Annotated in this window: 24 protein-coding genes; 10 read left to right on the top strand and 14 right to left on the bottom strand. The window is 58.0% G+C overall.

Going from position 1 to position 23,963, the window contains the following annotated elements; translation table 11 throughout:
• Window positions 1-28: 28 nt before the first annotated feature.
• The 3 genes from ACN0WW_RS14355 to ACN0WW_RS14365 form a co-directional block, all read right to left on the bottom strand.
• The gene (locus ACN0WW_RS14355) at window positions 29-202 is read right to left on the bottom strand and encodes a YdcH family protein (protein ID WP_417613548.1); all 174 of its coding nucleotides are present in this window, start codon (window positions 200-202) and stop codon (window positions 29-31) included.
• 153 nt (window positions 203-355) lie between these two features.
• Window positions 356-1,744, bottom strand: a complete 1,389-nt coding sequence (locus ACN0WW_RS14360) for an MATE family efflux transporter (RefSeq protein WP_417613549.1) — start codon at window positions 1,742-1,744, stop codon at window positions 356-358.
• A gap of 80 nt (window positions 1,745-1,824) precedes the next feature.
• The gene (locus tag ACN0WW_RS14365; protein ID WP_417613550.1) at window positions 1,825-2,115 is read right to left on the bottom strand and encodes a YMGG-like glycine zipper-containing protein; all 291 of its coding nucleotides are present in this window, start codon (window positions 2,113-2,115) and stop codon (window positions 1,825-1,827) included.
• A gap of 259 nt (window positions 2,116-2,374) precedes the next feature.
• On the opposite strand from ACN0WW_RS14365, the gene ACN0WW_RS14370 reads away from it, so the two are divergent.
• Together ACN0WW_RS14370 and ACN0WW_RS14375 are read left to right on the top strand one after the other, a co-directional pair.
• Complete coding sequence (locus tag ACN0WW_RS14370) at window positions 2,375-3,733, top strand: GntP family permease (protein ID WP_417613551.1); 1,359 nt, start codon at window positions 2,375-2,377, stop codon at window positions 3,731-3,733.
• A gap of 65 nt (window positions 3,734-3,798) precedes the next feature.
• Complete coding sequence (locus ACN0WW_RS14375; RefSeq protein ID WP_417613583.1) at window positions 3,799-4,224, top strand: GNAT family N-acetyltransferase; 426 nt, start codon at window positions 3,799-3,801, stop codon at window positions 4,222-4,224.
• A gap of 172 nt (window positions 4,225-4,396) precedes the next feature.
• Here the strand turns inward: ACN0WW_RS14375 and ACN0WW_RS14380 are convergent, their stop codons facing one another.
• The gene (locus ACN0WW_RS14380; protein WP_417613552.1) at window positions 4,397-4,993 is read right to left on the bottom strand and encodes a PadR family transcriptional regulator; all 597 of its coding nucleotides are present in this window, start codon (window positions 4,991-4,993) and stop codon (window positions 4,397-4,399) included.
• Window positions 4,994-5,208: 215 nt separating this feature from the next.
• Between ACN0WW_RS14380 and ACN0WW_RS14385 the strand changes: the two genes are divergently transcribed.
• Window positions 5,209-6,336 carry a serine hydrolase domain-containing protein gene (locus ACN0WW_RS14385; protein ID WP_417613553.1) on the top strand — a complete coding sequence of 376 codons (1,128 nt, stop codon included), beginning with the start codon at window positions 5,209-5,211 and terminating at the stop codon, window positions 6,334-6,336.
• 91 nt (window positions 6,337-6,427) lie between these two features.
• Entirely contained in the window at window positions 6,428-7,216 is a 789-nt protein-coding gene (locus ACN0WW_RS14390; protein ID WP_417613554.1) for an SDR family oxidoreductase, read from the top strand.
• Window positions 7,217-7,332: 116 nt separating this feature from the next.
• Here ACN0WW_RS14390 and ACN0WW_RS14395 read toward each other — a convergent pair whose 3' ends face one another.
• The 3 genes from ACN0WW_RS14395 to hrcA all read right to left on the bottom strand — a co-directional run bounded on the left by ACN0WW_RS14395 (window position 7,333) and on the right by hrcA (window position 10,009).
• Window positions 7,333-8,253, bottom strand: coding sequence for a cobaltochelatase CobT-related protein (locus tag ACN0WW_RS14395; protein WP_417613555.1), 921 nt, complete (start codon window positions 8,251-8,253; stop codon window positions 7,333-7,335).
• A gap of 72 nt (window positions 8,254-8,325) precedes the next feature.
• Complete coding sequence (gene grpE / locus ACN0WW_RS14400; RefSeq protein ID WP_417613556.1) at window positions 8,326-8,937, bottom strand: nucleotide exchange factor GrpE; 612 nt, start codon at window positions 8,935-8,937, stop codon at window positions 8,326-8,328.
• Window positions 8,938-8,959: 22 nt separating this feature from the next.
• On the bottom strand, window positions 8,960-10,009 hold the full coding sequence (gene hrcA / locus ACN0WW_RS14405) for a heat-inducible transcriptional repressor HrcA (RefSeq protein WP_417613584.1): 1,050 nt from the start codon (window positions 10,007-10,009) through the stop codon (window positions 8,960-8,962).
• A 259-nt stretch (window positions 10,010-10,268) separates the two neighbouring features.
• On the opposite strand from hrcA, the gene rph reads away from it, so the two are divergent.
• Both rph and rdgB read left to right on the top strand, forming a co-directional pair.
• On the top strand, window positions 10,269-10,982 hold the full coding sequence (gene rph, locus ACN0WW_RS14410) for a ribonuclease PH (RefSeq protein ID WP_417613557.1): 714 nt from the start codon (window positions 10,269-10,271) through the stop codon (window positions 10,980-10,982).
• 110 nt (window positions 10,983-11,092) lie between these two features.
• On the top strand, window positions 11,093-11,722 hold the full coding sequence (gene rdgB / locus ACN0WW_RS14415) for an RdgB/HAM1 family non-canonical purine NTP pyrophosphatase (RefSeq protein ID WP_417613558.1): 630 nt from the start codon (window positions 11,093-11,095) through the stop codon (window positions 11,720-11,722).
• Between the two features lie 183 nt (window positions 11,723-11,905).
• Here rdgB and ACN0WW_RS14420 read toward each other — a convergent pair whose 3' ends face one another.
• Window positions 11,906-12,565 carry a CAP family protein gene (locus tag ACN0WW_RS14420; protein WP_417613559.1) on the bottom strand — a complete coding sequence of 220 codons (660 nt, stop codon included), beginning with the start codon at window positions 12,563-12,565 and terminating at the stop codon, window positions 11,906-11,908.
• Here ACN0WW_RS14420 and hemW point away from each other — a divergent pair.
• The 3 genes from hemW (at window position 12,560) to ACN0WW_RS14435 (ending at window position 17,612) form a co-directional block, all read left to right on the top strand.
• A complete protein-coding gene (gene hemW / locus ACN0WW_RS14425; RefSeq protein ID WP_417613560.1) occupies window positions 12,560-13,756 on the top strand; it encodes a radical SAM family heme chaperone HemW in 1,197 nt (398 codons plus the stop codon). The genes ACN0WW_RS14420 and hemW overlap by 6 nt on opposite strands.
• Before the next feature lie 139 nt (window positions 13,757-13,895).
• Window positions 13,896-14,795 carry a tyrosine recombinase XerC gene (locus tag ACN0WW_RS14430; RefSeq protein ID WP_417613561.1) on the top strand — a complete coding sequence of 300 codons (900 nt, stop codon included), beginning with the start codon at window positions 13,896-13,898 and terminating at the stop codon, window positions 14,793-14,795.
• Window positions 14,796-15,119: 324 nt separating this feature from the next.
• Window positions 15,120-17,612 (top strand): TonB-dependent receptor, encoded by a 2,493-nt coding sequence (locus ACN0WW_RS14435; protein WP_417613562.1) that lies wholly within the window; start codon window positions 15,120-15,122, stop codon window positions 17,610-17,612.
• A gap of 248 nt (window positions 17,613-17,860) precedes the next feature.
• On the opposite strand, the gene ACN0WW_RS14440 is transcribed toward ACN0WW_RS14435, so the two are convergent.
• The 5 genes from ACN0WW_RS14440 to rsmI all read right to left on the bottom strand — a co-directional run bounded on the left by ACN0WW_RS14440 (window position 17,861) and on the right by rsmI (window position 21,972).
• Window positions 17,861-18,688 carry a hypothetical protein gene (locus ACN0WW_RS14440; RefSeq protein ID WP_417613563.1) on the bottom strand — a complete coding sequence of 276 codons (828 nt, stop codon included), beginning with the start codon at window positions 18,686-18,688 and terminating at the stop codon, window positions 17,861-17,863.
• A 67-nt stretch (window positions 18,689-18,755) separates the two neighbouring features.
• The gene (locus ACN0WW_RS14445) at window positions 18,756-19,358 is read right to left on the bottom strand and encodes a DedA family protein (RefSeq protein WP_417613564.1); all 603 of its coding nucleotides are present in this window, start codon (window positions 19,356-19,358) and stop codon (window positions 18,756-18,758) included.
• Between the two features lie 21 nt (window positions 19,359-19,379).
• The gene (gene gshB, locus ACN0WW_RS14450; protein WP_417613565.1) at window positions 19,380-20,336 is read right to left on the bottom strand and encodes a glutathione synthase; all 957 of its coding nucleotides are present in this window, start codon (window positions 20,334-20,336) and stop codon (window positions 19,380-19,382) included.
• Window positions 20,337-20,678: 342 nt separating this feature from the next.
• The gene (locus ACN0WW_RS14455; RefSeq protein ID WP_417613566.1) at window positions 20,679-21,032 is read right to left on the bottom strand and encodes a YraN family protein; all 354 of its coding nucleotides are present in this window, start codon (window positions 21,030-21,032) and stop codon (window positions 20,679-20,681) included.
• A 100-nt stretch (window positions 21,033-21,132) separates the two neighbouring features.
• Window positions 21,133-21,972, bottom strand: coding sequence for a 16S rRNA (cytidine(1402)-2'-O)-methyltransferase (gene rsmI / locus ACN0WW_RS14460; protein ID WP_417613567.1), 840 nt, complete (start codon window positions 21,970-21,972; stop codon window positions 21,133-21,135).
• A gap of 60 nt (window positions 21,973-22,032) precedes the next feature.
• Here rsmI and ACN0WW_RS14465 point away from each other — a divergent pair, with 60 nt between their 5' ends.
• The gene (locus ACN0WW_RS14465; protein ID WP_417613568.1) at window positions 22,033-23,169 is read left to right on the top strand and encodes a penicillin-binding protein activator; all 1,137 of its coding nucleotides are present in this window, start codon (window positions 22,033-22,035) and stop codon (window positions 23,167-23,169) included.
• Between the two features lie 136 nt (window positions 23,170-23,305).
• Here ACN0WW_RS14465 and fsa read toward each other — a convergent pair whose 3' ends face one another.
• Complete coding sequence (gene fsa / locus ACN0WW_RS14470) at window positions 23,306-23,959, bottom strand: fructose-6-phosphate aldolase (RefSeq protein ID WP_417613569.1); 654 nt, start codon at window positions 23,957-23,959, stop codon at window positions 23,306-23,308.
• Window positions 23,960-23,963 lie beyond the last annotated feature (4 nt).

Below are 23,963 nucleotides of genomic sequence, written 5' to 3' on the forward strand. Positions count from 1 at the left end.
CCAGCGAACCAAACCAAAGGTGCGAATTTTAGCTTGTCTGCGTTGCCAAAATACGCCGCGTTGCCGCAATCCGGTCTTTGATCTGCAAACGGACACGCTTCAATTGCTTCAATTCCTGCTGACGCGCAGCAGACTTGCAATTGTCAATCAGCCGATTGAGTCGCCGGTGCTCGCGTTGCAGCGTTTCCAGATAGTTTTTCATGATCCTCTCCTGTGTGGATTGATGACATGAAAAGAGAATATGCCGGACCGGTCGATTTATCCAATCGAAAGTAGTTGGAAGTATTGATTGATAATATCAATGCAATGTCGCCCCTTGATCCGGGACAAAAGCCGCCGAATCTTGGCCAGATGTCTAAGGCAGCAAACCCAGTTTGGCGCGCATCATCCAGCGGGCCAACATCAGCACCGAAACAACCGTCAGCCCACCAGCCAAGCCTGTCCAGATGCCCACGCCCTGCCAGCCTTGCCAGAAGGCCAGACCCGCCCCAAGTCCGATGCCGATGAACCAATAGCCCATCAACGCAAATAGCATCGGTATCGTGGTGTCGTGCAGGCCGCGAAGCATGCCGGCACCGACGACCTGAGCGCCATCGACAATCTGGAAGATGGCGGCGATCGCGAGAAAACTGACTGCCAGAGCAGCAACTTCGGCATTACCGGGTGCATCGGCGTCAATGAACATCGAAATCAGGAAATCGGGAGCCAAGACGAATACTAGGGCCATTGCGGCCATGAAAGATGTACCAAGGACGAAGCTGACCCATCCTGCCCGCATGATACCGGCATGGTTTTTCCGACCATATTGGATACCAACGCGAACCGTGGCCGCCTGCCCCAGCCCCATCGGGACCATGAAGGTCAGTGCCGCAAGCTGCAACGCAATGGCATGAGCAGCGACGGATTCTGCACTGATCAGCCCCATCAACAACGCCGCAAAGCCAAAGACCGAGCCTTCCAGTCCCATCGTGATTGCGATCGGCAGGCCGAGTTTCCACATCGCCCGGAACCGGTGCCAGTCGCTGCGCCAGAAGCGCCCGAACAAATGATAGCGGCGAAAGCGCTTGTGGAGCAGCACGACGAGCACCATGCCCCCAAACATCAGGACATTGGTCATGACACTGCCAATGCCCGCTCCGACCACGCCGAATTCGGGCACCCCGAATTTTCCGAAAATCAGAGCATAGTTGAACAGCGCGTTAGCCAATACGCCAATGATGCTGATGATCAACGCCCAGACCGGCTGCTCCAGCGCCGAGATAAAATTGCGCAGGATGATGAAGAAAAGAAATGGCAGGATCGACCACATATAGGCGCTGATATAGGTGCCTGCTATCGCTGCGAGATCGGGCTGCTGACCGAAGGCCAACAGGATCGACTCGGTATTCCAGAGCAATATCCAAAAGGGTAAAAGAACCGAAGCAGCGGCCCACATCGCTTGCCGAAATGTGCGGCGCACATCGCGAACGCTGTTCTGCATACGGCCGATTTCCGACGCCATCATGGGCGCGGAAGCCGTTATCAACCCCATACAGAAAATGGCCGCAGTCATCGCCAGATTGAAACCAAGCGTGGCTCCGGCGAGCTCACGCGCCCCCAGCCAGCCAAGCATCAGCACATCCGTGGCACCGATCAGCGCCATCGTCAGGTTTGACAGAATCAAAGGCCACGCAAGCGCAACCGTGACGCGCAGTTCATGCCGCCAGGGGTGTTGCTCTTGCAGATTTAGGGATGCGCCGATCATCGGCGCGCGTTAGCCGAAGGCGCGGTGCTAAGCTAGCGAAACCGCGCCTTCGTTAAATGATCGTATGAACGGTTGCGCTTTTATCTTGGATCGTCGGGATAGCCGCGCAGTCCGTAGCAGTCGTCGTCCAGCTTGCCGCGGCGGTCATAGCCATCGCAGCCATCATTCTTGTCGATGAAATAACCGCCAGCCGCACCGGCTGCGGCACCGATCGCGGCACCTTGAAGCACGTCACCGCCGGTAATGGCACCAATCGCAGCACCCGCAGCCGCGCCGGCTCCAGCGCCTTCAGCAGCATAATTTTCTGCGCAGGCCGTCAGACTGAGCGCGGCTGTTGCCGCCAATGCCAGTTGCTTTGTCCGTGTGATCATCTTCATTCTCCTCATATCGTCGCTTGTGCCTCATCTAACACATTGCTCGGTCGATGGTTCCTGAACGAGCGAGAATTGCAGGGCAGATCGCTTCGCTGCTGCGACCAGCCGTTTCGACAGCCTGGCGCTGACAGTGGCGCAATATCGCCAGCCCGACTATCTCGCCCGCGAGTCCGGTGGCCGCGGGATGACGGATTTAGCAGTTGCACCTCCGGCTTGGCCTCTGCCATGAGACGATGGTCATATTGGGGGGACTTTCATGCTATCGACAATCGGACTCATCGGTGGACTGGCGCTGCTTATATGGATGACCGTGCGCGGGGTGAATATCCTGATCGCGGGTCCGGTGGCGGCAGCAGTTGTCGCTTTGACCAGCGGCATTGCCTGGTTGCCGCCGCTGGCCGCAGCGGGCGCGCCGGATTTTGCGACCGCCTATATGGAAGGCTTTGTCGGCTTTTTTCAAAGCTGGTTCTTCATGTTCCTGCTAGGTGCGATATTTGGCGAGATCATGGGCGCAAGCGGCGCTGCGGCCAGCGTGGCCCACTGGGTGATCGAGAAGATCGGGATCAAGCATGCGGTGCTGGCGGTCGTCGCGGCCTGCGCCATATTGACCTATGGTGGCGTCAGCGTGTTCATTGTGTCGTTCAGTGTCTATTCTCTCGCGGTGCATCTTTTCCGCGAGGCAGATCTGCCGCGGCGCTTCATCCCGGCTGCTCTCGCCTTTGGGTCCGTCACTTTCACCATGACCAGCGCTGGCTCGCCGGAAATCCAGAATCTGATCCCGATGGAATATCTCGGGACCACCGCTTATGCCGGGTGGCAAGTCAGCTTGGTAGTCGCGCTGTTCATGGCAGTCACCGGGCATTTCTGGCTCAACCATATGGTCAAGCGCGCAGTCGCAAAGGGCGAACATTTTGTCGGTCGCGAAAGCGATGACCATAACACCGATTATACCGACCTCCCCGCGCCGCTGCTTTGCATCCTGCCACTGGTTGCCGTCCTCGCGGTCTTCCTGATCTTCCAATATCCCCAGAATATGGGACCGCTATCGGCGATCCTGCCGCAGGAGTCGCTCGACAAATGGGCGCTGGTGGCGGCGCTTGGATCGGGTGCTGTGGTGGCGCTGATCGTTGGCTATCAGAAGCTGAAATCGATGCCCGACGCCTTTTCGCGAGGCGCTACCAGTGCGGTAGTGGCGATCACCAACACCTGCGCAGTGGTAGGCTTCGGTTCGGTCGCGAAACTGTCGCCAGCCTTTCAGGAAGCGCTGGTGATGGTCCAGAATATTCCGGGCAGCCCGTTGATCGGCGCGGCGATTGCGGTAACCGTGATTGCTGGGCTGACCGGTTCTGCCAGCGGCGGCCAGTCGATCGCACTGCCCCTGATTGCGCCGCACTATCTGGATGCCGGCGCACAACCGGATCAACTGCACCGGGTCGTTGCGATCTCCTCCGGTGCACTCGATAGCTTGCCGCACAATGGTTATGTCGTGACCACAATCCGCGCGGTTTGCGGAGAGACCCACAAGGACGCCTATGGCGCTGTCGGAGCGCTGACGGTGGTGATACCGGTGGTCGGGACGATTATGGCGGTGATCCTGTTCACGATGTTCGGATGAGCGTTACGACCCGCCTCTACCAGGCGGACGATAGGTAGACTTTTGTCGATCTCAACCGCGACTGGATCGAGGAATATTTTGTCCTGGAGGACAGCGACCGCGAGCAATTGGAAGAATTGGAAGCATCTATCCTGGGTAAAGGCGGGCAGATTGTCGTGGCCGAACAGGACGGGCTGGTGGTTGGTACCGGTGCTATCCTGCCGCCGCATCACGACCCCGATGACGGCCGGAGCTGGCTGGAGATCGTCAAGATGGCGGCGCGCAAGGACTTGCGCGGGATGGGCATCGGTCGAACGGTGATGGACGCGCTGATTGCGCAGGCGGAGGCGATGGATGCCGATGCGATATGGCTGGAGACCAATGCCGATCTCAAGGCTGCTGTGCGGCTGTACGAGCGCAGCGGCTTCCGGCATCTCGGTGCCGACGAATTGTGGCCGACACCCTATGCGCGCTGCAATGTGCAGATGGTGCTGTTATTGGGAGACCGCTAAGGAGGCCACTTTTCCGGGTGCTTCCCTTGTACCAGCCGTGCTTCGACAAGCTCAGCACGAACGGACTTTGGGACGTCGCTCTGTTCCGGCTGAAGTCGCCGTTCGCCCTGAGCCTGTCGAAGGGTTTCTGGTCGACGGGCTCAAGGCTAGCAAAGCTTCGGCGTTGAGCTCTCTATTTCAGCCGTTCGATCTTGCTCGCCGCCTCGTCGATGATCGCGGCAACATCCAGTATCTTGTCCGAGCCCTTTTCCTCGTCAGCTAGCCGGATGCGGACCGCGCTTTTCAGATTGTGCATTGCGCGGCGGATTGAGGCCCCGTCGCTGGCCTCGCCCATTTTCGAGACGCCGTCGAGCCGTTCAAGAATATGGTCGACATGCTCCTCCTCTTCCGCGAGCTTGGCGGAGCCGCGGTCGTTGATCGAGTAGATTTTCTTACCGTCCTCGCCCAGCGTTTCGCCGATTAGGTCCATTTCCGCCATCAGCGTAAGCGTCGGATAGACGATGCCCGGACTCGGCGCATAATGGCCGCCGGTCATCTCCTCGATCTGGCGGATCAGGTCATAGCCGTGCCGGGGTTCCTCGGCGATCAGGTGAAGCAGCACGAGCCGCAGTTCGCCGCGTCGGAACATCCGGCCACGCCGCTTGCCCTTGGCTCCTTCAAACGCAGCCTCAGCAAAAGCGCGCGCAAATTTTTGGCCGACTTCCGGGTTCCACCCGCGGCCCCGACGACCTCCGGGTCCGCCCGGTCCAAACTTTCTTCCATGCATCATAATCAGGCCTTTCTTGTCTATCTAGGTTACTTTTAAGATATATCTTAATACAATCTTTGAAAAGAGTTCCACGCAAAAAAGTTCGTAAGTCTCTCGAAATCCTTCAAAATAACTTTCGCTTTGCGGCGGAAACCGCGAGCGGAGATTGCATGAAGGTGTTGGACTAACCGCAACAAGCTGTTAATCGAGCAGTTAATATCAATCAGGAGTCATCCATGGACATCCCAATTCACGGCCAATGCGATCCCCGCTTCGAGGCGGTAAAAACGGCATTCGAGCGAAATTTCACCGAGCATGGCGATCTGGGCGCTTCCGTTGCGATCACGCTGGATGGTGAATTTGTCGTCGACCTGTGGGGCGGCCATCTGGATGAGGACCGCAGCCAGCCATGGCAGGAAGATACGCTGGTCAATGTCTGGTCCAGCACCAAGACGATGGCGGCGATGTCGCTGCTGCTGCTTGCCGATCGCGGCGCGGTCGATCTGCATGCACCAGCCGGCAAATATTGGCCGGAATTTGCCCAAAATGGTAAAAAAGATATCGAAGTCCGGCATTTTCTGAGCCATTCAGCCGGTCTGTCGGGCATGGACAAGAAGGTCGATGGCGATGCGCTCTACGACTGGGAATGGATGACGAAGGCTCTGGCAGAACAGGAACCATGGTGGAAGCCGGGCAGCCAGTCGGGCTATCACGCTATCACCCAGGGCCATCTGATCGGCGAAATCGTCCGCCGGGTGACCGGTCAGACGATCGGCAATTTCTTCCGTCAGGAAATCGCCGAGCCAACCGGCGCGGATTTTCATATCGGTGCGGATGCGGCGCTGGACGAGCGTATCGCCAATCTCGTTCCACCGCCAAGCCGCCCCTCGCCCCCTTCGGATTCGATCGCCGGTCGCACCTTCGCCAATCCAAGCGTCGATGCCACAGACCCGAGAAAAAGGGCATGGCGCGCAGCCGAAATTCCGGCCGCCAATGGTCAGGGGAATGCCCGCAGTATCGTCCGCGCGCAAACCGCGATGGCCAATGGCGGCGAAGCCTTTGGCAAAACCATATTGTCGGAAGCCGGCACCAGACGCATTTTTGATAAACAGACCGACGGCGTCGATCTGGTGCTGGGCCTGCCGCTGACCTTCGGCATGGGATATGGCCTGAACAACCCGGCCATGCCGCTCAGTCCCAATACAAACACCGCCTTCTGGGGCGGCTATGGCGGATCGTCCGTAATCGTCGACCAGGATGCCAGACTGTGCTTTTCCTATGTCATGAACAAAATGGAGTCCGGACTGGTAGGCGATCCGCGGGGATTTGGTCTGGCAGCGGCCATGTATATGGCGATGCAATAAGACAAAACTGCGCCGTCTCCCATTATGGCTAGTCGGCAGGCCGGCCCGCTCCGGCTAGTGAGGATCCATCACCGTTCAGGATGGAGGCCATATGGATTTGGGAATCACCGGCAAGAAGGCTCTGGTCAATGGCGGCAGCGCTGGACTGGGGCGCGGCGCGGCGCTGGCGCTGGCGCGGGAGAAAACCGAATTGTTCATCACCGCTCGCGGCGAGGAGCGGCTGATGAAAACCTGCGAGGAACTGGCCCGCGAAACCGGTGCCAATATTACGCCCATTGTCGCCGATCACAGCAGCGACGAGGGCCGCGAGCACATTCTCTCCATCTGCCCCGATCCTGACATTCTGGTGGCGACCTGCTCCCCTCCCCCCTTTTCCGGCGACTTTCGCACCGTCGACCGCGCCGACTGGGAAGAGGCGCTGTCGCTGACCCTGCTCAGCCCCGTCGAGTTTATCAAATCGGTAATCGACGGCATGATCGAGCGGAAATGGGGCCGGATCGTCAATATCGCGACCGGTGCGGCGAAATATCCGGCCGCGATGCGTGTCCTGTCGGGGCCGCCGCGCGCAGCGCTTGTCAATTATACCGTCGCGGTAGCCAAACAGGTCGCCCGTCATGGCGTGACAATCAACAATATCCTGCCTGGCATGCATCACACACCGGGCATCCGCGGCACGATCGACAGCGATGCGGAAGCTAATGGCACCAGCTATGACGAGGAAGTTGCGAAATTTGTCAAGCAGGCCCGGATCCCGGTCGGTCGCTTTGGTGATGCCGAGGATATGGGAATGTTTGTCGCGATGTTCTGTAGCGAGATGGCCGGCTATGCAACCGGGCAAAGCCTGGTGGTCGATGGCGGGATGGGGAATTCGCTGTTTTGAGAATTGGCGATAAACGTTCGGCAATAGGCGTCACCTCAGCGAAGGCTGGGGCTTAAACCAAGAGTAGTGAGGCTCGCATAGGGCGGATTGGATGCCAGCCTTCGCTGGCATGACTGCTATCTTGGCTCATGTTGTAGGAGCTGACTGCAAACACTGAAAATCGTATCGGCAAGCAACGACAAATCATCACTGCCTGCTGATATTCCGTAATATCGGTTCACGTCATACCCGACACCAACGCCGCCGATTCTGATGTCGCCAGGCCGATTGATTTGATCAAGAGTTTCAAGCAAATGCCGCTCCAATATCGTTGGTCCGTTTTCCGCCAATGTCGAATCATCAACAGGCGCGCCATCCGACACAACAACCAATAGCTTTTGTGGCTCCGTGCGCGCCCTAAGGCGATCGGCTGCCCATGATATTGCTTCGCCGTCGATATTTTCTTTCAAAAGCTCGGGATGCAACATCGTGTTCCAACTTTGGTCGTCGGGATTCTGGTCAAAAGATTTATAGATCACGTGCAGCAGAGCATTAAGCCTTCCGGGATAGGCCGGCTTTCCAGCTTCGATCCATTCAAGCCGCGGAAAACCGCCCTGCCAGCTGCTTGTGGTAAAACCCAATATTTCGCAGGCGATGCCTTTTTCCGTCAGATATTCGGCCACCCATTTGATAGCCGCGGCCGTCTCGGCGATTTTTTCACCCCGCATCGATCCCGAATGATCAACCAGCAACGTGATAGCGATTTTATTGGCTTGCGCCAACAACCGGGGCGCGAGGTCAAATGTGGTGGACTGGTTTTCTATGCGAGCGCAAGCTTCTTCAAACTCAGAAAGCGATTTCGCCCAGCATTTTTTGATCCTTCGCTGGGACTTTCGCGGTTCTTTAGGGCCCAGTTCCAACAACCGATCAGGAAATTCCCTAGCCAGCATGACCCTGTCGTGCGCATCGGTAAAAACAGAATAATCCACAGGATCGGCAGGATCATCAACCCCTGCCGCCGGGGGCCTTTCAGGCCTTGATCGTTCTGTATGCCACATTAGCGCAATCAATCCGGTGATGACTGTAAGCGCTAGCAAAAGATTGATAATCTCTCCCGCGATCGAATTACCCTACTCTTCCGCCTTCTTCGCCACCCCTACAAAGGCCGGCCGCAACAACCGGTCCTTGATCACGTAACCGGCCTGCATTTCCTGCACGATGGTGCCCGGTTCATGCTCGTCGGTCGGGATTTCGACCATGGCCTGGTGCTGGTTCGGGTCGAGCGGCAGGCCGACGGCGGCGACGCGCTTGATGCCGTTTTTCTCGAACACCGACTGCAGTTCGCGGCCCGTGGCTTCGATGCCGTTGATCAGGCCCTTCCACTTTTGCTCGTCCTTGACCTCGGCAGGGATCGCTTCAAGGGCGCGCTGCATATTGTCCATCACCGACAGAATGTCGCGGGCGAAGCTGGTCGCGGCGTAGGCGCGCGCGTCCTGGGCGTCTTTTTCGAGACGGCGGCGGACGTTCTGGGTTTCTGCTTGCGCGTAGAGCACAGCCTGCTGCGCTTCGGCCAGTTCATTTTCCAAAGCCTCGATACGATTGTCGGAATTTTCCGGCTGAGGCGTCTCGCCATCATTTTCTTTGGCCCCACCATCTTTCATCGACTCTGGCACGCCATCGAGCTCAGCTGCCACAGCAGCATCGTCATTTTTTTCTTCGGGATTTGACTTGGTATCACTCATTGCTTGGATCACTCTATTTTCATTATTTCGACAGCAAACGGGACAGAGTTTGCGCGGTGAAGTCTACCATGGGTACGATCCGCGCGTAATTCAACCTCGTCGGGCCGATTACGCCGACCACGCCAACTACCTGTCCGTCGCCGTCTTTGTAGGGCGCCGCTATCACAGATGAGCCGGAAAGCGAGAATAATTTATTCTCCGCACCGATAAATATTTTGGCCGCTTCGGCATCGCGGGCATTGTCGAGCAGCCGGGCGATTTCCTGCTTGCCTTCCAGCTCGTCGAGCAACCGTCTGACCCGGTCGAGATCGGCCAGCGCGCTATCGTCCTTGAGCAGATTGGCCTGCCCGCGCACGATCAGCACCGGCCGGTCGGAAGAGTCGCGGCTCCAGGTAACCATACCTGCCTTGACCAGTTCTTCGGAGGCCTTGTCGATCGCCAGTTCGCCGGCGCTGATCTCGCGATCCAGCCGCAGCAGCGCCTCGCTGAGCGTCAGCCCGCTGAAGCGCGCAGACAGATAGTTGCTCGCTTCCACCAGTGCAGATTCCGATACGCCTTGTGGCAAATCGAGTACGCGGTTTTCGACGACGCCGTCTTGCGATACGAGGATCGCCAGCCCCTGCCCTTCGGACAGTTTTACAAAACTGAATTGTTTCAGCAGCGGCTCGCGCTTCGGCACCAGTACCAGACCCGCGCAAGAGGAAAGGCCGGAAAGGATGGATGTCGTGGCGCGCAGGGCTTCCTCGACCGGTCCCTGTTCGGTGATCTGGCGCTCAATCGCCTCGCGTTCCTGTTGTGACGGCTCCGCTGCCTGCATCATGCCGTCGACAAACAGCCGCAGGCCGAGTTCGGTAGGCACTCGTCCGGCGCTGGTATGGGGCGCTGCAAGGAGGCCCAGTTCTTCCAGATCCTGCATGACGTTGCGGATAGACGCGGGCGACAGTTCGAAGCCGGGTGCCTTCGAGATAGTGCGCGATCCCACCGGGGTGCCGGTGTCCAGATAGGATTCCACGACGACGCGGAAGATGTCCTGCGCGCGGGTGGTCATTTCGGTGATCGGGGTGTTGGTCATGGGCTTTAGATAGGATGAATGATGCAGGGTTTCCAGCGCGCAATTGATTGCCGTGTGCTCCTCACTTGATGCGGAGCTGGTCCGGCGAATAGCGTTCTCCACCTACAGAGCTCCGCATCGAGTGCGGAGCACAGTTTCGGGTGTCCCTGTGAGGGCGGATTGTCCAGTATGACAGGAGACCTTTATCTGAAGTACAGGAGGCTTGCATCAAGACGCCACTATTCTAAACAGCCCCTTCAAAGCCACAGGAGAATCACACATGCGACCATCGGGCCGTGCGCCAGACGAAATGCGCGCCATTTCTATCGAAACCGGATTTACCAAACATGCCGAGGGAAGCTGCCTGATCAGCTTTGGCGATACCAAGGTGATTTGCACCGCCAGTATCGAAGAACGGATTCCGCCATGGCTGCGGGGCAAGGGTGAAGGCTGGGTGACCGGCGAATATTCGATGCTGCCGCGCGCGACCAACACGCGCAATTCACGCGAAGCAGCACGCGGAAAACAATCGGGCCGGACGCAGGAAATCCAGCGGCTGATCGGGCGGTCGCTCCGCGCCGTCGTTGATATGAAGAAACTCGGCGAACGACAAATCACGGTCGATTGCGATGTCATCCAGGCCGACGGCGGCACCCGGACGGCCTCGATCAGCGGTGCCTGGGTGGCGCTGCGGCTCGCGGTCAACGGTCTGCTCGACATGAAGCTGATCAGTGAAGACCCGATCGAACAGAAGATCGCCGCGATCAGCTGCGGCATTTTCGAAGGCACGCCGGTGCTCGACCTCGATTATGACGAGGACAGCAACGCCGGCGCAGATGCCAATTTCGTGCTGACCGGCGACGGTAATATCGCCGAGGCGCAGGCGACCGCCGAGGGCCAGACCTTTGACGAGGAAAGCCTGATGCGGCTGATGCGGCTGGCGAAAATTGGCTGCGGCCAGATTTTCGAGGCGCAGGACAAGGCGGTCGGTTAGGGTTTAAGAGAGGGAAAGTCGTCATCCTGAACTTATTTCAGGATCTCTAACGGCTGTGCGCTGTCTCAAGGGGTCCTGAAACGAGTTCAGGATGACGAAGTGAGAGAGAAATGACCGACCACCGCAAACTAACGCCCGGCAAGCTCATTATCGCCAGCCATAATCAGGGCAAGGTACGGGAAATCCGGGCGTTGCTGGAGCCTTATGGCGTCGAGCCGGTATCGGCAGGCGATCTGGGCTTGCCGGAACCGGAAGAAACCGGGACTACCTTCGCCGAAAATGCACTGCTCAAGGCACGAGCGAGCGCCGAGGGGGCGGATTGCGTGGCGCTGGCGGATGACAGCGGGCTGTGCGTTGCGGCGCTGGGCGGCAAGCCGGGGGTCTATACCGCCGACTGGGCCGAGCGGCAGTGGTTTGAAGGCGACAAGGGCCGCGACTGGTATATGGCAATGGGCAAGGTCGAGGGGCTGCTGGCTGAACAGGGTCCGGATGTCGATCGCAGCGCCTATTTTATCTGCACGCTGGCGCTAGCCTGGCCGGATGGCCATTCGGAAATATTCGAGGGCCGGGTTCACGGCAATCTGGTCTGGCCGCCGCGCGGCACGATGGGCTTCGGCTATGATCCGGTATTTCAGCCGGTCGGCATGGAGCCGACCTTTGCCGAACTGGATCCGGCGCAGAAACAGGCGATGAGCCATCGGGCGGATGCGTTCGGGAAACTGGTTGCGGGTTGTTTTTAAGGGACTGCCGTTAGCGCTGAACCTGTCGAGGTGCCCGCTTCGTGCTTGGTCGTCGTTGAGCTTCGCTCGCCCTGCGGGCCGACAATCTCAGGACTAAGGTTTGTGCTCCGCACCTGATGCGGAGCTCTTGAGCCAAGAGCCTGACTGCCGATGCAGCTCCGCATCGAGTGCGGAGCACAGGCTTCAAGCCTTCAGCGGGTTTTGCCCCATGACATTACCGGCCGGGCTATAGCGACAGACCAGATAATCATAAGCGCCGCTGTTCGCCATCGCGCAGCCGACGCGCTTCGTAGTCGGCCAGATGATCTGCGTATAATGGCCGATGTCGTGCCAGCTACCGGTGGTGCTGTTGTCGGGAAAGGCGCCTTTTTTGAAATAGCGGCCTTCCTCTACCCAGGAACCGACCATCTCCATCTGCGGATAGGCATTGCGGGTGCCCATCCATAGATTTTCGCCTTGCCGGGCGCTGCGTTCTGACTGGTTATCATGAGCAAACCGGCCGGTTCTGGCCATGGACTCGGCATATTGGGCGGCGTCTCTTGCCAAGCTTGGATCCCAGACGAGGTCTGGCGCACCAACCTTGGCGCGCGCCTGATTATGCGTCTGCATGATGACGTTTCGCAAGCCGCGGGCTGCGGCTGGTTTCGGATATCTGATGTTGCGCGGTGGTGGCTTCAGGGTGATGCGCGATGCCGGCTTTATCGCGAAGCGCTGCGCCGGTTTGGCCACATCTTGCTGCTGGAACGCCGTCTCCACATAGCCAAGCTGCGGCGGCGCAGCGGAACAGGCCGCTAATGCTGGCGCGATGATAATTATGGGGCTAAGGGCGCGGGCTATATGCATGATGGTCACCATAGGAACGCAAAGGTTAACAACCCCCCTACAGGGCCGCTGGCGCTCTATATCCACTGGCCGTTCTGTGTCTCGAAATGTCCCTATTGCGACTTCAACAGCCATGTCCGGGAGCAGGTCGATATCGCAGCCTGGCAAGCGGCGCTGCTTGCCGACATGGCGCATGAGGCCGCGTTGACACCAAGACGCCCGCTGTCGAGCATCTTCTTTGGTGGTGGCACGCCATCCCTGATGCCGCCGACGCTGGTCGAGACGCTGATCGCGGCGGCGGAGCGGCATTGGGGCTTTACCGAGAATATCGAAATTACGCTGGAGGCCAATCCGTCCTCGGTGGAGGCCGCGAATTTTCATGATCTGGCGGGGGCCGGCGTGAACCGGGTGTCGCTGGGACTGCAATCGCTTGATGCTCAGACGCTGCAGTTTCTGGGCCGGGCCCATGATGTGGACGAAGGGCTTGCGGCGCTGGAAACGGCACAGCTGGCGTTTGACCGGGTCAGCTTCGATCTGATCTACGCCCGGCCCGGCCAGACGCTGGATGACTGGCAGGCGGAACTGAAATGCGCACTTGGCTTCGGGACCGGACATATGTCGCTCTACCAACTGACGATCGAGCCAAGGACGCGGTTCGAGACATTGGTGCGAACCGGCGCGCTGGTTCCGGCAGACGATGACCATTGCGCCGATCTGTTCGAACTGACCCGCGATATCATGACGGCTGCGGGCCGGCCTGCCTATGAGATCAGCAACCACGCGAAGCCGGGTCAGGAAAGCCGCCACAATCTGACCTATTGGCGCTACGAGGATTATATCGGCATCGGGCCCGGCGCGCATGGCCGGCGGCTGAACCGCGCCACCGAGCGGCACAAGAAGCCGGAGAATTTTCTCTCGGCCGTCGAGCGCAACGGCAATGGGCTGAAGGTCGAACAGGCTCTGTCGCCGGAGACGCGCGCCATGGAAGCGCTGATGATGGGTTTGCGGCTGGCGGAGGGCGTGGATTTGGAAGCGCTGGAGGCGAAGACCGGTTTGGACAGGGCTGCGATGGTGGATGGCGATGATGTCCGGAAGCTTGCTGACCTCGGCTTTGTAGAACAGCGCGACAGCCAGTTGATCGTTCGGCCGAAGGGCATGCCCTTGCTGGATGCGCTGCTGCCCAAGATTATTGCGGATGTGCTCCGGACTTGATCCGGAGCCCTGGCCGCCAACACTGCTCTTCGTCTCCCCGGCTCCGCATCAAGTGCGGAGCACGATCGTCTGGAAAATCATTCCTCTCCCTTAGGGAGAGGATTTGGCAGTTCCGCATCCGCATGCTAGATTCCGCCCAATGGACACCGCCAGCGCCCTTATCAACAGCTTCACCGCCTATCTGCGTGATGACCGGCGGCGGTCGCTGCACACGGTGCGGGCCTATGGGATGACCGCCGAGCGTTTCTGCGCGTTTCTGATGGACCATATCGGTACCGGAGTAGGCGCGGCGGATATCAAAAATCTCAAGCAGGCCGACATCCGGTCCTATCTCGCCTTCCGCCGGGGAGACGGACTGACCAACAACAGCGCTGCACGAGAATTGTCGGCTCTAAGGGCCTTTCTGAAATTTGTTGGTGGCGACGAGGCACAGATTCCGAAAATCAAAGGGCCGAAGGTCAGACGCGGCGTGCCGCGGCCGGCGTCACCCGACGATATATTGGCGCTGGCCAAAGACGCGCAGAACAGCGCCAGCGAGGATTGGATCGGCGCGCGGGACTGGGCGGTCCTGCTGTTGCTCTATGGCTCGGGCCTGCGGATCAGCGAAGCGCTCGATCTTACGGCTGACGCCCTGCCCTTGTCCGACACCTTGCGGGTCACCGGCAAGCGGAACAAGACCCGGATCGTGCCGCTCCTGGCCGAAGTGCGCGACGCGATCGAACATTATATCGATCTCTGCCCGCATGTGATGGAGCCGGGAGAGCCGATTTTTCGCGGCAAACGCGGCGGACCGCTGTCACCCAATCTGATCCGGAGAGTGGTGCAGCAGGCCCGGACCAAGCTCGGTATATCCGACACAACCACACCGCATGCCCTGCGGCACAGCTTTGCCACACATCTGCTGGCGGGCGGCGCCGACTTGCGGAGTCTGCAGGAATTGCTGGGACACGCCAGTTTGAGCAGTACGCAGGTGTACACCGCAGTCGATGCTGCGCATTTGCTGGATGTGTATCAGAACGCTCATCCAAGAGCGGGATAAGGAATCCGCGATCGCTTTACCGCCCCCTGATGCGCCGGAACGATTCGATAGCTCCACTTGCTCCCGGACGATTGTTCGCAGCGTGGATACTCCCATTTAATTCCCCCCGGATCGCGCGAAGGTGCGGCCAATTCCTGTCAAATTTGCTAGCAAAAACCATGATTAACGCACCGTTTTCCATGACGCACTAATTCTTTAGTGAGTGGCAGATTCCGTTACGGCATCCATTATCGAACGGCAGGGCAGATCCCAAGAATTCGGTAAAAAAAGAAAATATCTGAATTAAAATCAGGACTGCTTTTCTGCATATGGGAGGAGTCTGAAATGAACAAGGAAACACGTTACAACCATTCAAATTTGGCCAAGAAGCAGATACTGACGGCGCTTATGAGCTCGGCCGTCACTATCGGTGCTTGCGGCTTTGCGGCACCGGCTATGGCGCAGAATGCGCTAGCCGATGAGAACGAAGATGCCATCATCATCGTCAACGCCCGTAAGCAGGACGAAACCCTGCAAGAAACGCCGGTTACCGTCACATCGATCAGTTCGGACACGCTGGACGATTATCAGATCAATGAAGTCGCCGACGTCGTCAGCAGGATCCCTGCCCTGAATGTTCAGGTCGGCGGCTCGGGCGCAGGCGGCCAGATCAGCCTGCGCGGCATCGGCACCACGAACATCTCCGCAGCCTTTGATTCCGCCGTTGCCTTCGATTTTGACGGCGTAACCATCAGCACCATGCGGCTTGTCCAGGCATCCTTTTTTGACGTTGCGCAAATTGACGTGCTGAAGGGCCCCCAGTCCCTGTTCTTTGGAAAAAGCGCCTCTGCCGGCGTCTTCTCGGTCCGCTCCGCCGATCCAACGCAAGATTGGGAAATGGGCGGCAAGGCTTCCTATGAGTTTGAAGAAGAAGGTTATACTGTCGGCGGCTATATTTCCGGTCCGATCAGCGATACGCTCGGCATTCGTGTGGCCGCCCAATATCAGAATATCGACAAATATGTCGAGTTGGAGGCCGGCACGCCGTCCGTCTTTGCCAATTCGGGAAAAGGCCTGAAGAATTTCGTCGGTCGCGTCACCCTGCAATGGGACCCGGCAGACAATTTTTCCGCCAATCTCAAACTCAATTATAACCACAATTTCGGTGACAGCCTGCTGGGTCATTCAGACATCAGTTGCGGTGCCAACGGAGTTGCCGACGATGTGTTTCTCTCGCTCTCCGGCGTGCGCATCGCCTCCAATGCGGCCTGCAACATTCAGGACGGACTCTACCCCCATCCTGACGGCCATCCGGCGCTTGGAGTCATAGTACCAGGCACAACCGGAGCAGGTCGCTACAAGGGTCAGTCTTACAACGAAACCAACACCTTTTTCATGCGGCTGGCGATGGATCTGGATCTCAACGACAGTCTGACCTTGTCGTCGGTCACTGGGATAGTCGACCTGGAGAATGAACATGCCGACCATTTCAGCTATGTCGGAATCCTGCCAAACGGCGACCCCGGCGGTCTCCCTGCGCCCTTTTCGGACGGTCTGAAGCAATATTCGCAGGAACTCAGGCTGACCAGCGATCTGGACGGTCCGTTCAATTTCATGGTCGGTGGCTATTGGGAAAGCCGCAGCCAGCCATTGCAGACCTCCCAGAATGCCTTTGTCGCAGCCTTTCTCTTTCCCGATTCCGACGGGATCGGTTATGACTGGGTCGCCAATCGCGCCACCAAGAGCGAAGCCCTGTCCTTTTTCGGCAGCGCCAGCCTGGACATTACGGACCAACTGGAGCTCTCGGGCGGCGTGCGCTGGACCGACGAGCAGAAGGTTCACCGGACATCCTTTCCATTCCTGCATGACGCCCTCACCTTCCTGAACGGGGTTGTCGGCGGCATTGGACTGGTGGTGCCGGAAGGCTTCCAGACCGGCCCGATCAAATTTTCCGACAGCAATGTCTCGCCGGAGGTGACGCTCAAATATGCGGCGACACCCGATCTGAACTTCTACGCATCCTACAAGACCGGCTTCAAATCCGGCGGTGTCGATAACAGCAGTCTGCCGACCGCAGCATTACAATATATCAAGCCCGGTTTCGGCACCGAAGCGCAGCGGCAAGCCGCTCTGGATTCGGTTATCTATAATTCCGAAACGGCCAAGGGCGGCGAAGTCGGGGTCAAGGCGCTGCTGGCCGATCGTGCCCTGCGGATAAACGCATCACTCTATTATTTCGTGTTCGACGATCTGCAGGTGCAGAATTTCGACGGTGCCGCTGTGCGCTTCCTGACCGTTAACGCAGGTGAAGTGACTACCAAAGGCTTCGATATGGACTGGGGCTGGCAGACACCGCTGGAGGGCCTGCGCCTGTCTGGCACGCTTGGCTATACCGACGCCAAATTTACCGACACGTTCATTTCCTCAAACGGACCCGACAGCCTGCCAGGCACGGCCGATGACGTAAACCTGGACGGCCGGAGAGCCGCGCGCGCGCCAAAATGGTCCGGCAATATCGCCTTTGACTGGTCGATCCCGGTCAGCGACAGCCTCGAGTTCGGACTGAACGGCAACGCCTTCTACAGCGGCTCCTATTTCGCTTCGAACACGAAATTCACCGACTATGTCCAGGACGACTATGTCACTCTGGATGGATCCATTTCGGTGGGGCATCCGGACGGGAAGTGGAAATTGTCTTTGATCGGAGTCAATCTGACCAACGAAATCTGGGCCAATACAGCCGGCGACCGTCCGTTCCTCCCACCCGGGGGTGATGACCGGATTATCACCCAGAACCGCGGCCGTCAGCTGTTTGTGGAAGCCGCGTTCAAGTTTTGATCGACACTCTCCCGTTGATCATATCGGGCCGGACCAGCACCTGCTGGCCGGCCTAATTTTCATAATTTGGTAGCGCCGTTGGCGGGCGATGATCAAGGCGCTCCTTCCGCCGGATGGTTCTGATTTGTAGAGTGTGCAGAGGTTTCGGGGTCATGTTAGCTCGCACTCGACACGGGCCTATACAGCGATCGATGCGGTGTGTTTTCTGGATGTTTTGTCATAATTCGCATTTCAGGGCGGAGGGTCGGTCATTTATCTTTTAAAGGTACTGTTCCCAGTGCCCACACTAGGTCACGTTCCGATTTACAATTATGACACGACAGCCGCAGCCTGGTGCCGTATTTGAGTTGTAAACATTTTCTCCAAGGAATGATCATAGCTTTCGAGCAATTGTCGCATTCGATTTCAACAGTGTTAGGCTTGAAGCCAACCTCGTTATCATCTTTCTCTACTATCCAACTCCATTGGCAGCTGGGATTAATACAGTAGACTTCGTCATTTTCTTTCAACAATTCTGCGCGGCGTTTGTTTTTCTCACCACAATGACACTCAAAGGAAACCTCATCACCAAATCCAGAAAACACCATTGTCGTTTTCGAAATACGTTTTATCTCTTTGACAACTTGGAGAACCTTATTCTTGATTTTAGCTTTGTCTCCATAAGGAGGTATATGATCATCCTTATTTGTTGGTAATTTGGCATGAAGCGCAACTCGGGATAAAGCGTTCCAAAAATCTCTGATTTTATTGGAGTCAAAGCCCACCTGCGTGCCTATATCAACGAAATCCTCCTCCACAGGTTCGATTCCCTCAACCGCTGGATTTTTCGATATACGTAGAGTCATCGTCTTCGCGGCATTTTTGTCTACGTGAGTGATTAACGTGTTCATCACTGCATTTGGTTGCCAGCGACTCAGTTGATCATGAGAAATATAGTCATGTGCTTGGCGGAGGCGATCATAACAGATTTTTTCTAGAGCAAGTCGTGCTTCCAGCGCGGCGTAGGTCAAACTTGATTCAGTATCTTCTTTGATAAGCAATTCGATTTTTACCAGAATTTTATCGATATTGATCATGTTTATGGTGCCCAATAACTAGCCGCATCGAATTTATATCTTCAACGTATCCTAATGGTTAGATGCCTCAATCCTCCCGAGGCCGCCAGAAGATAATCCGCCAGATATAGACCGCGACCAGCAAGACGATCACCCCCACCGATACCGGCCCCAGATACTTGCCGATATTCTCGATATTCTGCTGCAGCTGATAGCCCGCATAGACCAAAGCGCTGTTCCAGACGGCGGCGCCGGCGCTGGTGGCGAGGATGAAGCGTTTGTGGGACATGCCGAATAGGCCGGCGGGCACCGAGATCAAGGTGCGGATATTGGGGATAAAGCGGGCAAAAAACACCACCCATTCGCCGTGATTGTCAAAGATCCGGTCGATCCGGTTGACCGTCGCGATATCCAGCGTCAGCCAGCGGCCATGCTTGCGGACAAAGCCGCGCAGATCGTCCTCGTCCCAGTGGCGACCGATCATGAACCAGACATAATTGCCGACCAGCGAGCCAATCGTGCCAACCAGCACCAGCGCCACCGGGTGGAATGTTCCCTCGCCCACGCCGACGCCGCCCAGACCCATGATCAGCTCGGACGGAATCGGCGGAAAGATATTTTCCAGCGCCATCAGAAAGCCGATTGCCCAGTAGCCGCCTTGGGCTATCAGGTCGGTGATCCAGCTGTTCACTAAAAATACCCGGCTGCGCGACTATTTGGCGGCAAGACGCCGCTCGATGGCATCCCAGATCATTCCGGACGTGTCGGTCCCGTTAAAATTATCGATCGCCACGATCCCGGTCGGTGAGGTCACATTGATCTCGGTCAGCCATTTGCCGCCGATCACATCGATGCCGACAAAGATCAGGCCGAGCCGTTTAAGATCAGGCCCCATCGCCGCGCAAATTTCCTTTTCGCGCTCGGTCAGTTCGGCTGCTTCGGCATAGCCGCCCTGCGCGAGATTGGAGCGAAACTCGCCCTCGCCCGGCTTGCGGTTGATCGCGCCAGCCACTTCGCCGTCGACCAGGACGATTCTCTTATCGCCCTTGTGCACTTCCGGGAGGAACGGCTGGACCATATGCGGCTCTGGCCAGGTCTGGTTAAAAACCTCGAACAAGGCGCTGAGATTGCTGCCATCTTCCGGAACCAGGAAGATCGCCTTGCCGCCATTGCCGTGCAGCGGCTTGACGACGATGCCGCCATGTTCCTTCTGAAAGGCGCGCACCTCGTCGAGATCGCGGGTGATCAGGGTCGGCGGCATGAACTGCGCATAGTCCAGCACATAGACCTTCTCCGGCGCGTTACGGACCGAGACCGGGTTATTGACGACGAGGGTCTCGCTCTCGATGCGCTCGAGCAAATGGGTGGCGGTGATATAGCCGACATGGAACGGCGGATCCTGCCGCATCAGCACGACATCAACATCGCTGCCGAGGTCGAGCTTGACCGGGTCGCCGAACGTAAAATGGTCACCCTTGACCGGCTGCACGGTCACCGGATGCGCGGGCGTGGTCAGGCGGCCGTTGGCTTGCAGGGTCAGGCCCTTCACATCATAGTGGAATAGCTCGTGACCGCGTTTCTGCGCGGAGAGCATCAGCGCGAAGCTGCTGTCACCGGCGATATTCACGCTCTCCATCGGGTCCATTTGTACGGCGATTTTCAGGGTCATTGTCATTCCTTGCATATTTGCAAACTCGCTTACCGTTCGTGTCGAGCGTAGTCGAGACACATTGCTAGCGAGAAAGCGTCTCTCGACTTCGCTCGAGACGAACGGTGGCGTTGTTTTCTATCCGTTCGTCCGAGGCTTGTCGAAGGGCGTTTTTGTTTAGGGCGGAAAAGCACAAGTTCGGGCGGGTGACTGCGGGAATCGGGCGCGGGCAAGGTCTCTCGACTTCGCTCGAGACGAACGGGGGGCATTTCCAGCCGTTCGTCCTGAGCCTGTCGAAGGACACCTATCGTCGAGAGGCGGGGTTCGGCAGGCTCACCCCTAACGGCAAGGGGCTACACCGTATCAAAACCCGTGCCAGACATTGGGGAGATGGACCGGCAGGCGGCGCGGCGCCACCAGTATCACGTCGATCTGCATATCCTCGCCGTTCGGGCAGAATTGCGGGTAGAGGATTTCCGCGGCATCGGCGACGCGCCGTAGCCGGTTCAGGTCGATGGCCTGCTCCATATCCGCCAGTTTCGTCCGCGCCTTGACCTCGACGAAGGCGACCAGTCGGCCACGCTTGGCGACCAGATCAACTTCACCGCGCGGCGTCCGCACACGCTCCGCCAATATCCGCCAGCCTTTCAGGCGCAGGAAGCGGGCGGCGGTTTTTTCGGCCTGGCGGCCCCGCGCTTCCGCTTCCTTGCGGGTCATTTTGGGAACGCCGTTTGTGCGGAGATTGTTGAAGCATGAGGGGCCGCGCGACCCGGTCCTTCTACAAGCTCAGGAGGAACGGATTGGGGTGCCGCCGCTTTCATTTTTCCGCCTTCCAGCGGTTGGCCAGTTCGTACAGGGCCTTGCGGTCGGTATTGAAGGTGCGGGCCACCTCTCCTGCAGCCTTTGACGCGGGCAACCGGTCGAGGGCTTCGCGCAGCGCTGCTTCAATATCCTGTTCGCTAGCCGCTTCCGGTGCACCCGGCGGGCCGATGATCACGACAATCTCTCCCTTGGGCTTTTCCGCATCGTAACGCTGGGCCAGTTCGCTCAGCGAGCCTGTCACGCTCTCTTCGAATCGCTTGGTTATTTCCCGGACGACCGCCGCCTTGCGCTCTCCGAGCACCGTATGGGCATCGGCGAGCATCGCACCCAGCCGGGAACCGTTCTCGTAAAAAATCAGACTCGCGTTCAGGTCCTTGAGAGCGACAAGCGCCTCAGACCGCGCCTTGGTTTTGCTGGGCAAAAAGCCTTCAAACAGAAACCGGTCGCTGGGCAGACCGGACAGGGTCAAGGCGGCAATGGCGGCGCTGGGGCCGGGGATCGTGGTGACATAGAGTCCGGCCGCCTGTGCGTCGCGGACGAGCTTGTACCCCGGATCAGAGATCAGCGGCGTGCCGGCGTCGCTGACCAGTGCGACAATTTTGCATCGAATCGCATCCAAAATGAATGCCCGATCGGCGGCCGACTTATGGTCGTTATAGACCATCATTTTTGCCTTTTTACCGATGTGATTCAAAAGTTTGCCGGTAACTCTTGTGTCTTCGACCAAGATGATATCAGCAAGCCCGAGCGTCTCTTCGGCGCGTCGCGACAAATCTCCGAGGTTGCCGATCGGGGTGGCGACGATATAGAGACCGGATTGGGCAGGAGTGGACATAGGACGGTCATGGCAGACAAGATGCATCTAGGACAAGATCAAAGCAGACGGCGCAGCATTTTGAAGTGGGCGGGCGCTTCGGCGATTGTCTTCCTCGCTGGCTGTTCAACGGTGATACCGCGCGGTGCAGAAGCGCCCCCGACCACCACGCCAACACCGCCGCCACCGGTGACGGCCGGTCTGCCCGACGACCTGAAACATCATCGCATCGCCTTGCTGGTTCCGCTGTCCGGTCAAAATGCCGGAATCGGCCAGTCGCTGGCCAATGCGACGACCATGGCGCTGCTCGATACCAAGGCGGAGAATATCCGCATGACCAGCTATGACACCGCCAAGGGCGTTACCGCAGCCGCACAGAATGCGATCCGCGACGGCAACAAGCTGATTATCGGGCCGCTGCTCAGCGACAATGTTGTGGCTGCCGCCAATATCGCGCGTCCTGCCGGCGTTCCGATACTGAGCTTTTCCAACGACAGCGGTGTTGCGGGCAATAATGTTTACATTCTGGGCCATGTGCCGTCGCAATCGATCAGCCGGGTTGTGGACTATGCGAAATCCAAGGGAATGACCCGTTTTGCGGCGCTGGTGCCCAATGGCGTCTATGGTCAGCGTGCGTCCTCAACCCTGTTGCGCGAAGTGAAGGATATCGGCGGCACGGTGGTGTCGATCCAGCCGTTCACGCGTGACTCGCAATCGATCGAGGCAGCGACGAAGAAGCTGTCGCAAAATGGCGAGTTCGACGCTTTATTGCTCGCCGATAATGGCGATATGGCGATCAAGGCCGCCCCCTATATTCGCAAGAACGCCAGCGCCACGGCGAAAATATTGGGCACGGACCTGTGGAACACCAGCAGCAATCTCGCCGGCGCCCCGTCAATGCGCGGCGCATGGTTCGCCAGCGTTTCGGACAGCCTCTACAAGCAATATGCCGACAAATATCGCGCCCGTTACGGGACCCCGCCGTTCCGCCTGTCGAGTCTCGGCTATGATTCGGTATTGTTGACCGTCAAAGTTGCCCGCAACTGGAAAGTCGGATCGCCGTTTCCGATCAACCAGCTGATCGACAAGGGCGGCTTTATCGGCCTCGACGGCGTCTTCCGGTTCAAGCCCGATGGCGTTGCCGAGCGCGCGCTTGAAGTTCAGGAAATCCGCAACGGCAGCTTTGCCGTGATTGATCCGGCACCAAGGGGTTTTTGACGATAGCGGACGTCTGATCACGAATTCGTCATCCTGAACTCGTTTCAGGATCCCTTGAGACAGCGCGCGGCCTTTAGAGGTCCTGAAACGAGTTCAGGATGACGAGCTGAAGCTCAAGAATGACGAGCCTGTCGGACTAGCCGATATTCTGGCCGGTATCTTTCCAGTCTTTCAAAAAGCCCTCAATCCCCTTGTCGGTCAGCACATGTTTGAACAGGTTGCGGATGACATTGGGGGGCATGGTGGCAACATCGGCGCCGATGCGCGCTGATTCCAGTACATGGACAGGATGGCGGATTGATGCGACCAGAATTTCCGTTTCGAACGCGTAATTGTCGTAGATCAGCCGGATATCCTCGATCAAGGTCATGCCGTCGAGACCATTGTCATCATGCCGTCCAACGAAAGGAGAAATGAAGGTCGCGCCCGCCTTGGCCGCAAGCAGCGCCTGATTGGCCGAAAAACAAAGCGTGACATTGACCATCGTGCCATCGCTGGTCAGCGCCTTGCAGGTCTTCAGGCCGTCGATCGTGAGCGGCACCTTGATCGCGATATTGTCTGCGATCTTGCGCAACACTTCCGCTTCTTTCATCATTGTTTCGTGATCGAGCGCAACGACTTCGGCAGATACCGGACCATCGGTCAGACCGCAGATCTCCTTGGTCACTTCCATAATGTCCCGCCCGGATTTCTTGATCAGCGAGGGATTGGTGGTCACACCATCGACCATGCCGGTTGCAGCGAGGTCGGCTATTTCCGCGGTATCGGCGGTATCAACAAAGAATTTCATATGG

The sequence above is a fragment of the Parasphingorhabdus sp. genome (genome assembly GCF_048269865.1).
Classification (GTDB): Bacteria; Pseudomonadota; Alphaproteobacteria; order Sphingomonadales; family Sphingomonadaceae; genus Parasphingorhabdus.